The organism is Microvirga thermotolerans, assembly GCF_009363855.1.
Classification (GTDB): domain Bacteria; phylum Pseudomonadota; class Alphaproteobacteria; order Rhizobiales; family Beijerinckiaceae; genus Microvirga; species Microvirga thermotolerans.
On the sequence record NZ_CP045423.1, the window covers coordinates 2,684,957 to 2,697,329 of the forward strand.

Annotated in this window: 13 protein-coding genes and 1 tRNA gene; 4 read left to right on the top strand and 10 right to left on the bottom strand. The window is 66.1% G+C overall.

Going from position 1 to position 12,373, the window contains the following annotated elements; all coding sequences use genetic code 11:
* Window positions 1–258: 258 nt before the first annotated feature.
* A tRNA-Phe gene (locus GDR74_RS12690) sits at window positions 259–334 on the top strand.
* 372 nt (window positions 335–706) lie between these two features.
* Window positions 707–1,099: a GFA family protein gene (locus GDR74_RS12695; protein WP_152586644.1), complete on the top strand. Its 393-nt coding sequence runs from the start codon at window positions 707–709 to the stop codon at window positions 1,097–1,099.
* A 100-nt stretch (window positions 1,100–1,199) separates the two neighbouring features.
* On the opposite strand, the gene yacG is transcribed toward GDR74_RS12695, so the two are convergent.
* From yacG to GDR74_RS12740, 9 genes are all read right to left on the bottom strand, one after another.
* Window positions 1,200–1,400, bottom strand: a complete 201-nt coding sequence (gene yacG / locus GDR74_RS12700) for a DNA gyrase inhibitor YacG (protein ID WP_152586645.1) — start codon at window positions 1,398–1,400, stop codon at window positions 1,200–1,202.
* 13 nt (window positions 1,401–1,413) lie between these two features.
* Complete coding sequence (locus GDR74_RS12705; RefSeq protein ID WP_152586646.1) at window positions 1,414–2,064, bottom strand: Maf-like protein; 651 nt, start codon at window positions 2,062–2,064, stop codon at window positions 1,414–1,416.
* Window positions 2,065–2,184: 120 nt separating this feature from the next.
* Window positions 2,185–3,030, bottom strand: a complete 846-nt coding sequence (locus GDR74_RS12710; protein ID WP_152586647.1) for a CDP-alcohol phosphatidyltransferase family protein — start codon at window positions 3,028–3,030, stop codon at window positions 2,185–2,187.
* A 112-nt stretch (window positions 3,031–3,142) separates the two neighbouring features.
* Entirely contained in the window at window positions 3,143–3,682 is a 540-nt protein-coding gene (locus GDR74_RS12715) for a hypothetical protein (protein ID WP_152586648.1), read from the bottom strand.
* Window positions 3,679–4,464: a Hint domain-containing protein gene (locus GDR74_RS12720; RefSeq protein WP_152586649.1), complete on the bottom strand. Its 786-nt coding sequence runs from the start codon at window positions 4,462–4,464 to the stop codon at window positions 3,679–3,681. The genes GDR74_RS12715 and GDR74_RS12720 overlap by 4 nt, the downstream gene beginning before the upstream one ends.
* Before the next feature lie 635 nt (window positions 4,465–5,099).
* Complete coding sequence (locus tag GDR74_RS12725) at window positions 5,100–5,429, bottom strand: hypothetical protein (RefSeq protein WP_152586650.1); 330 nt, start codon at window positions 5,427–5,429, stop codon at window positions 5,100–5,102.
* Window positions 5,430–5,788: 359 nt separating this feature from the next.
* Window positions 5,789–6,490: a phosphatidylserine decarboxylase gene (locus tag GDR74_RS12730; protein ID WP_152586651.1), complete on the bottom strand. Its 702-nt coding sequence runs from the start codon at window positions 6,488–6,490 to the stop codon at window positions 5,789–5,791.
* Between the two features lie 52 nt (window positions 6,491–6,542).
* The gene (locus tag GDR74_RS12735; protein WP_152586652.1) at window positions 6,543–8,456 is read right to left on the bottom strand and encodes an ABCB family ABC transporter ATP-binding protein/permease; all 1,914 of its coding nucleotides are present in this window, start codon (window positions 8,454–8,456) and stop codon (window positions 6,543–6,545) included.
* Between the two features lie 103 nt (window positions 8,457–8,559).
* Window positions 8,560–9,921, bottom strand: coding sequence for a LysM peptidoglycan-binding domain-containing protein (locus GDR74_RS12740; RefSeq protein ID WP_152586653.1), 1,362 nt, complete (start codon window positions 9,919–9,921; stop codon window positions 8,560–8,562).
* A 129-nt stretch (window positions 9,922–10,050) separates the two neighbouring features.
* Between GDR74_RS12740 and GDR74_RS12745 the strand changes: the two genes are divergently transcribed.
* Complete coding sequence (locus tag GDR74_RS12745) at window positions 10,051–10,650, top strand: LOG family protein (protein WP_152586654.1); 600 nt, start codon at window positions 10,051–10,053, stop codon at window positions 10,648–10,650.
* Window positions 10,651–10,664: 14 nt separating this feature from the next.
* Here GDR74_RS12745 and GDR74_RS12750 read toward each other — a convergent pair whose 3' ends face one another.
* The gene (locus tag GDR74_RS12750) at window positions 10,665–11,783 is read right to left on the bottom strand and encodes a DUF2865 domain-containing protein (protein ID WP_152586655.1); all 1,119 of its coding nucleotides are present in this window, start codon (window positions 11,781–11,783) and stop codon (window positions 10,665–10,667) included.
* A 169-nt stretch (window positions 11,784–11,952) separates the two neighbouring features.
* Between GDR74_RS12750 and GDR74_RS12755 the strand changes: the two genes are divergently transcribed.
* Window positions 11,953–12,333 (top strand): VOC family protein, encoded by a 381-nt coding sequence (locus tag GDR74_RS12755; protein WP_152587760.1) that lies wholly within the window; start codon window positions 11,953–11,955, stop codon window positions 12,331–12,333.
* Window positions 12,334–12,373: the final 40 nt, after the last annotated feature.

Sequence of the window (12,373 nt, forward strand, 5' to 3'; positions counted from 1 at the left end):
GGCCTTCGCGGCGCGCGGGGCGGACGAGGTCTCTCCGCGCGCCGTCAGGAGTCCGCCGCACGGTGCGCTCCGGTTCTCTCTTTCCAGCCCCTCCTCCGGCTGACCTCCCACCCTGCCCCGCGCACAGCCGCGGTGCACCGACGGCGCGACGCCGGTTCAAAAATTTCCACCTTTTGTCGCGCGAACCCGCTGGACATGAGGTCCGCCTCTGACTATACAACCGGCCTCCGACGCAAACGGCCCAGCGCCGCGCCGGACGCCCAGGTAGCTCAGTTGGTAGAGCATGCGACTGAAAATCGCAGTGTCGGTGGTTCGATTCCGCCCCTGGGCACCACTTTCCCCGATCTAGAAACCCAGCCGTACGAACTCCGTGCAGGTCCTCGCAGGCGTTGCCGCGGCCTGCGTCTCCCCGGCAAGCCATTCCTGCAAACGCAAGCGGGTTCACATCCTCATGTCCGCCCTCGAGGCGTCTGCGGATCGTAGGACCTCGCCAATCGCCGCAGCGGATCGGTCATGCCAGAGCATCGGACGAGAATCCGAACTCACGTTCGATGCCCCGGGCTTATGATTTCACGCATCTTTTCGCGCAAAAAACGGTTCCCATTTGTGCGCTCGATGTTTTAGGCAGCGCGGCCGGGCTTGGCCAGGATGGACCATGCCGTCCTTCGTGGACATTCCGCCCGCTCGATCTTGGAGGAGACGCCACATGGACCGATACACAGGTGGTTGCCTGTGCGGCAACGTTCGAATCGTGGCGTCGGGACGCCCATACCGGGTCGGAATCTGCCACTGTCTCGACTGCCGCAAGCACCATGGGGCGCTCTTCCAGGCGTCCGCGATTTTCCCTGAGGACGCGGTGACGGTCGAGGGCGAAACCCGCGACTATGCCGGGCGGTTCTTCTGTCCCCGCTGCGGCTCGCCGGTCTTCGCCCGCACCGCAGACGAAATCGAGGTGAACCTGGGGTCCCTCGACGCCCCCGACCGGTTGAGGCCGACCTACGAACTGTGGACCGTCCGGCGCGAGTCCTGGTTGCCGCCGTTTCCGCTCGCGCGACGGTACGAACGCAATCGTGACGCGACGAGCCGCTCCGAGGAGTAGGCGGCTCGAACGGCACAGGGTTCGCCAGCACCATCGCCCCATCCATGCACCGGCAGCGGAGCCGAACGCGGCGACGAGGGGGACGACCGACGTCGGCCCCTCAGCTCTCCCGCTCCTCCTCGTCGGGCTTGTCGTCCTCCTCGACCACCGGAATCGCATAGCGGCCGGAGAGCCAGCGCTGGAGGTCCACGTCGGCGCAGCGCTTGGAGCAGAAGGGCCGGTCATCCGGATTCGCGGGCTTGCCGCAGATCGGGCACTTGCCGGCGGAGGCCTTGGGCTGGTTCTCGTTGGCGGGAGTCATGGCAGAGCCGGGCTCAGGCGGCGTTGAGCCAGCTGAAGCGGACGGGATAGCCCTCCCCGTCGAGCAGGGCGACGGTCTCGTAGAGGGGCAGCCCGACCACATTGGAATAGGAGCCCACGAGCTTCACCACGAAGGTGCCGGCGAGCCCCTGGATGGCGTAGCCGCCCGCCTTGCCGCGCCATTCGCCGGAGGCGAGATAGCGCTCGAACTCGTCCTTGGAGAGGCGCTTGAAACGCACCCGCGTCTCCACCATGCGCAGGCGCACCGAATCCTTCGGCGTCACGAGGCAGATGGCGGTGTAGACCCGGTGCGCCCGGCCGGAGAGCAGCCGCAGGCAGGCCGCCGCCTCGTCCACCACCTCGGCCTTGGGCAGGATCCGCCCGCCCGCCACCACCACCGTATCCGCGGAGAGGATGTAGGCCTCGCGCAGGTCGTCCCCGTTGCGGGCGGCGCGGCGGGCCACCTCGGCCTTCTCCTTGGCGAGGCGCTTGGCGAGCTCGCGCGGGTTCTCCGACTTGCGGGGCGTCTCGTCCACGTCGGCGGGCAGCAGGGCGTCCGGCTCGATGCCCGCCTGCTGCAGCAGCGCGAGCCGGCGGGGCGATGCGGAGGCCAGCACCAGCTTCGGTCGCCAGCCGGATCCAGTCACCTCGGAAAAGGACGCCACGATAGTCTCCAGGCATGGAGGAGCCGCTGGTCGCTCCCCTTGAGATCACGATCGCTACGCGGGGCCAGCCCACCCCGCCAGAACATGGCTTCGCCCGGCCGCGTTTCAAGCACCCGCGCTTCAGGCGCCCGTCTCCGCCCGGGGCGGCTCCGCTGCCGCTGCCGCGGCGGCGGCCTCCAGCCGCTCCAGGCGGCGGTAGCGCATGGCGCTGACCGGGATCGAAGCCAGGAAGAGAACGGTGATCGCCGTGAGCATCTCGAACGGAAAGCTGACCAGGAGCCCGAACAGGGCCACGGAGACCACGAAGATGGGCAGGACCCAGTGGCGCGGCACGTACTTGCCGATAGTCTTGCCCGAATAGACCGGGATCGTGGACACCATCAGGAAGGCGAGGCCGAGGAGATAGACGAGCACCACCGGCGCCACCGAGGCGTCGACGATCGGCACGCCGAGGAAATGCAGGTAGATCGGCAGGAGCGAGGTGATGGCGCCGGCGGGCGCGGGCATGCCGGTGAAGAAGTTCTTCTGCCATTCGGGCCGGTTCGGCGTGTCGAGCATCACGTTGAAGCGGGCGAGCCGCAGCACCATGGCGATGGCGAAGACCAGCACCGCGATCCAGCCTACCGATTTCAGCTCGTGCAGGACGAAGCTGTAGAGCACGAGCGCCGGGGTCACGCCGAAATTGACGAAGTCGGCCAGGGAATCGAGCTCGGCGCCGAAGCGCGAGGTCCCCTTCAGCATGCGCGCCACCCGCCCGTCGACCCCGTCGAGCGCCGCCGCCACGATGATGGCGAAGACCGCCGGCTCCAGCCGCCCCTCATAGGCGAGGCGGATGGCCGTCAGCCCCAGGCACAGCGCCACCAGCGTGATGATGTTCGGCACGATGACGCGGAACGGCACCGGCTTGAAGAGCCGCTTGCGCGGCTCGTCCGGATCGGGCGCGAAGGGAGGAAAAAGATCGCTCATGCCCGGGTTTTAAGGGCGGCCCTGCCCGGCTGCAAGAGCAGGCTGCCGCATGGAACCGCGGTTCGCGAGCCCAAGTGGGCCGCCTCCTCGCCCGCCCGTTCCGAATGGCGGGTCAGCTCTTCACGACCCGCAAGGCGGCGAGGCGGCGACGCTCCTTCCTGTTGAGGTTGGAGGCAAAGGGGCGCGACGCCGCGAAGCCGGGCTCCCCGTTCACGGCCTGCGCCTCGTCCTGGTCGCGAATCCCGGCGATCCAAGCCGGCATGCAGGGCCGGTCGTCGACCGAGACCACCCAGTTCTCCTGGAACGGCGCGTCCAGCGGCGTACCACCCGGCCAAGGCGTGGCGTTGTAGAACCGGCCGTCGGCTCCGGTCAGCATCCCGTCCGGATGGATCGTGTAGTTCTGGTGGCGCAGCACCCGCGCCAGGCTCCAGCCCTCCCGCGAGCCGTCCGCCAGCCGCCCGGCGATGCAGACGATCCCGGCCCGCACCACCGCCCTGTGCGGCCTGCCCTCCCGGTCGGCGAACACCACCGTGACCGGCGCATCCTCCTCCGAGCCGACGACCGCTCCGGTGCGCGCCCGCACCAGGACCGGCCCATCCTTGCGCTCCTCGACCATCGCCCGATCCCGGCGCAGCACGTCCGCGATCTTCAACCACTCCCGTTATCGGACAGCACCACATGGCCCGGCGTCATGCGCAACCCGCGCAGGTCGATGATCGTCTTGGTGACGTTCTGGAAGGTGCGCCTGACGCGGGCAGGTTGCCTGTCGCCCAGGCCGTTATTGGCCTTGGGATCGAAAGCCATGACCATATCGCCCGGGCGGATGTCCTGGATCGGCTTCTCCGACCCGTCCGCCATCAGAATTGGCGTGTCGGCGAGGAAACAATGGGTTTCAAGAGTGGAGCCGGTTTTGTCCCAAGTCGCAGCGCGGATCTCAAGAAGCTTTTCTTCTTTGAGCAGGAGAACACCCTGCCCTGGAATCGGCAGAGTATTGGACAGCGGCGGCTTTACTCCCATGGCGACAGAAATCGTTTCAATAACTGCGTTGCTGTTGCTTCGGCCGATGGAGCGTGGGGTAGAGACAACACCGAATGGAGGATAGTCGATATCAACTTTATTAATTTCGTTAACCGCCATGTCGGCAGCATCCATCATAGACATGATTTCTTCGCGAGGACCGCTGAACAGAACTTCAGAGGGACTCGACGGGTCATAATTAATTGAGATGCCTTCAGTTATGCGCGCCTTAATATTATCAGAAACAAGGGTTCCCATAGTTTTAAATTGGCCATCCTCCCCGTAGGAAAGTCCTTCATAGGATCTGATAATGTCGCCATCGGCATTTCGTACACTTATGATTCCATGAGCCCCTAATCCCGCAACAGGGCGATTAGAATATTCAACGGACCAATTGTTCTGTTCTTTCTTGTCCATATCTACCGTTCCTGTTATCTAAATTCGACCAGAATCTAACGCTTATCTTCGGGCATTCGAGTTTATTTAAATCTGCCCGGAAGTACCATCGCCTGACATTGCGTTTGGAATTAAATATACTTCCATAAACCCACGTTCGATTAGTCACGCAGATCCGGTTTTTACACTGAAACTTTGCAGAATAGAGCTCTGAAAGGTCTTTCTTATTGCAGAAATTTGTAAAATACGGCTTTAGATATTCTATAGCATACTTCTCGACCTCTATAAGACGAGCGTAACGGAGAATCTTATCGAAAGGGGTGTTGAGAGCATCGCTCTCAATTTCGTATGTCTGCGCAAAGCTCGGCGATGCGGACAGGTACACAAAAGTTTGCATCATTAGGGCAGCGCAAGCCCATCGCCGTATACTCGCTGTTAAGCATCCCATTTCGCAGTCACGACCTGTCGTTACCGCAACCGATAATTCCAAGAAACTTATTAGCCACAACCCTCCGTTCATGGAGGCGCTCTTCGGCGACTGAGAGTTTTCCACAAATGCGAGAGGGCTGACGGGATCTACGATGAAGGGGATGCACGGTCGCGCCCCGTTTCATATCCGCCGTTCCGATCTTACGAATTCGAACAGCGCACTCATTTCAAGATTTATGCAACGCGCACACCCAATCGCTTGTGTGCATGATGATGGGCAAGCCATCGCTCTTGGCACGTTCGGTCGCGATCGTCCCGTAAATGAACTGCTGTTTGCCGTCTTCCAGGAAGTAGAGAACGCTAAGGCCATAGGTGCTTTTCACGAAGCGCTTCTCTGCGCCGGCAGGGCCATCCTTCCACCCTAGAAAAACTTCGATGTCTCCGGTCTGGACGGGTGCACAACCCACATAGTAAAAGCCGCGCTTTAGATTAGGATCTTCCTTATCGGGATCGGTAAATCCGCTGTAGGCATTCGGATCGGTTCTGTGGTACGGCATCCGATGATGTAGGACCCGACGCAGGCGGGCGGGAACAGCTCTGCGCTGCCCACATCCTCCCTGTATCTCGTCGGGCAATCTCTCGCGTCCTCCGCAGAAGCGGCCTCGGCCCCTGATGAAACGGCCGCAGCCGTGACCAGAAATGAAGACAGCAAGAGAAGGGCGATCCCGTGCCGGGAGATCACGGGACCGGAACAGCGCAGGCTGATTGCCGGACCTCGTTTGAACAGATTCATGATGCAGCCGAAGCATAAGCGTGACTGCAACCGAGATTTTCACAGACTTTGGCAAATACAACTCTCCGCTCGGAGAGGAGATTCTTTCAACAGAACCTCTCCCCGAACGTGAGGCGCAGGCCCCTACCCCACCCGGTGCTGGCGGGCCGGCTCGTTTGCGGTGAGATCGGCAAGGACGGTCTCGCCGGCGACCGAGGTCTGGCCGAGGCCGACGAGGACCTGGGCGGTGAGGGGCACGTAGACGTCGAGGCGCGAGCCGAAGCGGATCAGGCCGAAGCGCTCGCCGGTGCTGAGCGAATCGCCTGTCTTGACGAAGGAGACGATGCGGCGGGCGACGAGGCCCGCGATCTGCACCACGCCGATGCGCGTCTCTCCGGTCTCGATGACGAGGGCGTTGCGCTCGTTGTCCTCGCTCGCCTTGTCGAGCTCCGCATTGAGGAAGAGGCCCGGGGTGTAGAGGATCTGCACGATGCGGCCCGTGACGGGCGAGCGGTTCACGTGGCAGTCGAACACGTTCATGAACACCGAGATGCGGGTCATCGGCTCGTGCGGCAGGTCGAGCTCCGCGGGCGGCACGGCGGTGGTGATGAGGCTCACGCGCCCGTCGGCGGGCGAGACCACCAGCCCCTCGCGGATCGGGGTCACGCGCGGCGGATCGCGGAAGAAGTAGCACACCCAGACCGTGAGGATGGTGCCGATCCAGCCCAGCGGCGACCACAGCATGGCCAGCAGGATGGTCGCGATCAGCGCGATCAGGATGAAGGGATAGCCCTCCTTGTGGATCGGGACGAAGATGCGGCGCATCGATTCCAGAATGTCGGACATGCTCGGTCAGCCTCTTTGGACCACGAGGGGATGGCAGGGGCGGCGGGTTCCGTCAACCCGCCACGCTTTCCCGCTCGCGTTCCTCCTCCTCGGCGCGCTTGAGGGTCTCGCGGGCCTCCTCCGCCTCGCGCTGGCGGTTCCACATGGCGGCATAGACGCCGCCCTGCGCCAGGAGCCCGGCATGGGTGCCGCGCTCCACGATGCGCCCGTGGTCGAGGACGATGATCTCGTCCGCCCCGACGATGGTGGACAGGCGGTGCGCGATCACCAGGGTCGTGCGCCCGCGGCTCACCCGGTCGAGGGCATCCTGGATCTCCTTCTCGGTGAAGGAGTCGAGCGCGGAGGTCGCCTCGTCGAGGACGAGGATGGGCGGCCCCTTCAGAATGGTGCGGGCGATGGCGACGCGCTGCTTCTCGCCGCCCGAGAGCTTGAGCCCGCGCTCGCCCACCGGGGTGTCGTAGCCCTCCGGCAGGAGGCCGATGAAGCGGTCGATCTGCGCGAGGCGCGCGGCCTCCCTCACCTCCTCCGGCGTGGCGTCCCAGCGGCCGTACAGGATGTTGTAGCCGATGGTGTCGTTGAACAGCACCGTGTCCTGCGGGACCATGCCGATGACCTTGCGCAGGGAGGCCTGCTGCACGTCGGCGATGTTCTGCCCGTCGATGAGGATGCGTCCGCTGGTGGGCTCGTAGAAGCGGAACAGCAGGCGCGAGATGGTGGACTTGCCCGCCCCTGAGGGCCCGACGATGGCGACCGTGTGCCCGGCGGGGACCTCGAAGCTCACGCCCTTCAGGATGGGCCGGTCCGGATTGTAGGCGAAGTGCACGTCCTCGAAGCGCACCACCCCCTGCGTCACGTGGAGCGGGCCGGCGCCCGGCCTGTCCTCGATCTCCGGGTTGCTGTCGAGGATCCGGAACATGTCGTCGATGTCGATGAGAGCCTGCTTGATCTCGCGGTAGAGCATGCCCATGAAGTTCAGCGGGATGTAGAGCTGCACCAGCATGGCGTTGACGAGCACGAAGCTGCCGATGGAGGTGCGCCCCGCCATGATGTCCCGCGCGGCGAGCACCATCACGATGGTCATGCCGATGGTGAAGATGACCGCCTGGCCCGCATTCAGCACCGCGAGCGAGGTGTAGGTCTGCGTCGAGGCCCTCTCGAAGCGCTCCATGGACTGGTCGTAGCGGATCGCCTCGCGCGCCTCGGCGCCGAAATACTTCACCGTCTCGTAGTTGAGGAGCGAATCGACCGCTTTGGTGTTGGCCTCGACGTCGGACTCGTTCATCCGCTTGCGGATGGAGATGCGCCACTGGGTCGCCTGATAGGTGTAGGCGAGGTAGATCACCACCATCACGAACACGACCAGCGAGTAGAGCCAGTCGAACTCCCAGGCCAGGATGCCGAGCACCAGGGCGAATTCGACGATGGTCGGGATGAGGGTGAGCACGGCGAGCCGGGACAGTTCCTCGATGCCGTTGCGGCCGCGCTCCAGCACCCGGGTCAGGCCGCCGGTCTTGCGCTCCAGGTGGAAGCGCAGGGACAGGCGGTGCATGTGCTCGAAGGTCTGCATGGCGAGCTTGCGGACCGCATGCATGGCGACCTTGGCGAAGAGCCCGTCGCGCACCTGGGTCAGCACGGCCATGAGGATGCGGGCGATGCCGTAGATCGCCGTCAGGAGAATCGGCGCGCGCCAGAGCCACGACCCGGTCGTCGCCAGGGCCTCGGTGGCCGACTGGCCGCTCCCGGACGTCACCGCCACGAGGGCGTCGGTCGCCCATTTGAAGGCGAAGGGCGTGACCATGGTGGCGCCCTTGGCGATCAGGAGAAGGGCGAAGGCCATGAACACCCGCATCTGCAGGTCGCGACGGCCGTGGGGCCACAGATAGGGCCAGAGCCGTGTGACGGTGGTCATGAAGCCGGGCGTTGTTTTCGCGCCCCCGTGCTGGGGGGACGCCGACGGGGAGGACATTTTCCGAGAATCCGATGAAGCTGCCGATCTGCATATAAGGGATCGGCGAGACGAATTCACCCCGCCCGGAGCCCAGGCTCCCCGGGGGATCGGCGCCGGTCCCTCAGTTCGTTTCCTTCGCCCGGTCCGCGGGCAGGACGAAGACCTGGCCGGGATAGATCAGGTCCGGATCGCGGATCTGCGTCTGGTTCGCGCCGTAGATGACCGTGTAGCGGATGCCCCGCCCGTAGATGCGCTGGCTGATCCGCCACAGGCTGTCTCCCCTGGAGACGATGGCGGTCTCGATGTTGGGCACGACGACGGTGCCCGGCGGCACGGCGGCTTCGGGCAGAGCGGAGGCCACGCGGCTGCCGGGCCCGGCGGGCGCGACCGCGGGAGCCTGGTCGGCGGACGGCCGCGCGGCTTGAGCGGGAGCGGTCTGGCCCTGGGCGGCCGGCGGGGCCTGACCCTGCGCGGTCTGGCCCTGCACCACCTGGGCCGGAGGAACGGCCTCGACGGGCACGTTGAAGGCGACCTCGGCACGGGACTTCACCTGCCCCGACACGGGGTCCACGTCGTCGAGCCGCACCCGGTAGTCGCCGGGCTTGACCCCGCTCGCGATGGCGAAGGAGAGGCGGCCGTCCGTCCCCGCCCCGCCGGGCGCGACGAAGGTCTCGTTGAGATAGAGGCGCACGGTGGCGCCGGGCGCCGCCTGGCCGGACACGTAGAGACGGCCGGGCTCCGTCTCGACGCTCGTGATCTTGATCTCGGCCCGGGGCGCAGGCTGGGCCTGGGCCGGAGGAGCGGCGGCGGGAGGGGGTGCGGGCGGCGCGGCAGCCGCCTGCTTCTCCGGTTCGGCGAGCGCGGGCCGGGCGCCTGCCGCCTTGTCGCCCGCGTCCCTGGGAGCGGCGGGCGGCTCGGGATTGGACAGGAGCACCGTCGGCTTGTCGGGGGCCGCCAGGGCCACGAGCGGCCGGGTCGCGCCGTTGACGGCCACGGTCACGCTCTCCTTCGAGCGCTGGCGCGTGCCGTCGGGGGCGATGGACTGCAGGACGATCTGGTGCGAGCCGACCGGGAAAGGCGGCGGCGTGATCGCGAAGAGGCCGGAAGCGTCGGCCACGGCGCGGGCATGGACCTGGTCGCCGTCGAGGAGCTCGATGGTGGCGCCCGGGGCGGCCCGGCCTGCGATGACGCTGTCGCCGTTGGGCTCGACGCGGACGATGTCGAAGGACGGGGCCGGCGCCTCGGCCTGCCGGCCCTCCGCGGTCGCCTTGGCGGGAGCGGCCGGAGGCTGCGCCTGGGCCGGGCCCTCGGGCTTCGCTGCGGGCGCGGCGGCCTGCGGGACCGGTGCGGGGGACGGCCTGCCGCCCTCGGCGGTCCGCTCGCCTCCGCTCCAGTTCAGCACCCCGAGAAGCGCCACCACGACGGCGACGGCCGTCGCGCCGAGAACGGCGATCGTGCCCCTGCCCAGTTTATCGTCCGCCATGATGCCTTTGTCTCGTTCCGGCACTTTCGTGCATTAAAGCTGTTTATCTTTCAAAAGGCTACGGCCATAAGGAATATCATAATGCCTTACGACTCAACGGGGACTAGCCCCCAATTTCCCGATGTTGCTATGCCTGCGATCAAGTCCATTTGCGTTTACTGCGGCTCCGGTTTCGGAGACGACCCCGTTTTCGCTGAAAATGCGGCGGCATTAGGCCGCGCGATGGCCGAGCGGGACATCGGCCTGGTCTATGGCGGCGGCAATGTCGGGCTCATGGGCACCATCGCCCAGTCCGTGCTGGATCATGGCGGCTACGTCACGGGCATCATTCCGGAATTCCTGAAATCCCGCGAGAAGCTCCTGGAGGCGGTGCAGGAGACCATCGTCGTCCCGGACATGCACACCCGCAAGCGCCTGATGTTCGAGAAGGCCGACGCCTTCGTCGCCCTGCCGGGCGGCATCGGCACCCTCGAGGAACTCGTGGAGCAGATGACCTGGGCCCAGCTCGGGCGGCACACCAAGCCGATCCTGATGCTCAACGTGAAGGGCTTCTGGCGCCCCCTGCTCAACCTGCTCGCCCACATGCGCAACGAGGGCTTCATCCGGCCCGGCCTGGAGCTCAACTATCTCGTGGCCGAGCAGGTTCAGGACGTGATTCCGATGCTGGAAGCCTCCGCCCGCCGGGTCGGCGTGGTCGTCAACGCGGACGTGATCGAGCAGCAGTTCTGAGGAGCCCGGCGCGGTCAGTTCGCGTTCGGCACCGGGATCAGCTCGGGAGCGATCACCCGCACGGCGTGCTTCTTGCCGTCGCTGAGCACGACCTCGCGCTTCGCGCCCTCGGTCTGGGCGATCACCCGCCCCGTCTCGATGGACTTGGGACCGATGCCGGCGGATTCCTTGCTCGCGGTGGGCGCGGAGGCGGCCGTCTCGGCGGCGGCCTTGGCCTCCTCGTCGGTCTTCTTCTCCGCCGCCTTGCGCGCCTGGACCACCTTCGGCCGCGACATCTCCTCCGCCTTCTCGGCGGTCACGATGATGTCGCCCTTGCGCTGCTCCAGCATGCTCTCGGCCCGGCGCAGGACCACGGCCCAGCTCTCGTTGTCCTTCTTGCAGGCGACGGCGGGATCGAAGGACTTCCGGAACTTGAAGGCGCTCGGCAGGGAGGTGTAGGGCCTGTTGCCGACGACCGACACGGCCCGGTTGAGTCCGTCGTCTCCGCCGGGATAGGCGAAGGCGATGGTCTCTGTCCCCGGGCAGAGGGCCTGGCACATCTCGTTGGCGCCCTCCCGCCCGCCCGGCGAAACGCTCAGCGGGAAGAAGGACCCGTCGCCGGTCCGGACGCAGATGAGCTTGCGGCCGCCATAGGCCGGCTGGTCCTCGGTGATGATGGGCTGCCCCTCGGGCATGATCTGGGGCTGCGGCTGCCCCCGGGGCGGGCCGAAGAGGGATTCGAAGAAGCCGCGCGGCGGCTCCGCCGAGCAGGTCTGCTGGATCGCCGCCATGAGCTGGCGGCGGCGGAACTCGAAATCGCCCGAATCGTAGCTCTGGGCCGACAGCCTGGCGAAGTTCGCCTCCATCTGCCGGATCCGCTGGGCGATGGCGCCGCACTCGGCGGGCGGCGGCCCGGCGAGGAAGCCGAGGGGACCGCGCTCGCAGCCGATGGAGCGGTAATAGTTCACCAGGCGCCCGATCTCGACGCGTATGTTCTCGGCCTCGCCCGAGGCGGTCCGCCCGCCGCTGCGTTCCAGGGCGGCCAGTTCGGCGCGGAAGCGCTGGCATTCGGCCGACTGGGCAAGCGCGGCCCCGCCTGCGGCGAGGAAGGCCGCCACGGCGACGAGGGAGCGGAGGAAGGATGTCTTTGCCATTGTCAGCGTCGCGAAACCGGTCTCGAACAAACGGCCCTCACCCGGAGGGCGGGCCACATGACGTCGTGAAAAAGGCCCCAATGTGGTCGAAGCCTTGCCGAAGGCAGGGAAAAGGCCAACCATGGCCCCGGATCGGCAGAATCCCCGTCACACCGAGATCTGGGACAGCATGTACTCTCATACGACGATCGGGGCAAATGACCTCGACCGGGCGAGGTCCTTCTACGACGCGGTGCTCGCCCCCCTCGGCCTGCGGGTGCGCTATTCCTCGCCGCAGATCCTGGGCTACGGCGCCGGCGGCAGGCCCCTCTTCCTGATCGTCCGGCCCTTCGACGGCGGCGCTCCCTCCCCGGGCAACGGGAACATGATCGCGTTCATGGCCGCGCGCCGGGCGCAGGTCGACGCCTGCCATGCGGCGGCCCTGGCGAACGGCGGCCTCGACGAGGGGCCGCCGGGGCTGCGGCCGCACTACCATCCCGACTATTACGGGGCCTATTTCCGGGATCTCGACGGCAACAAGCTCTGCGTGTGCTGCCACCGGCCGGAATGACCCTCGTCAAAGCCGCCCGCGATCCCCACATAGCAGCTTG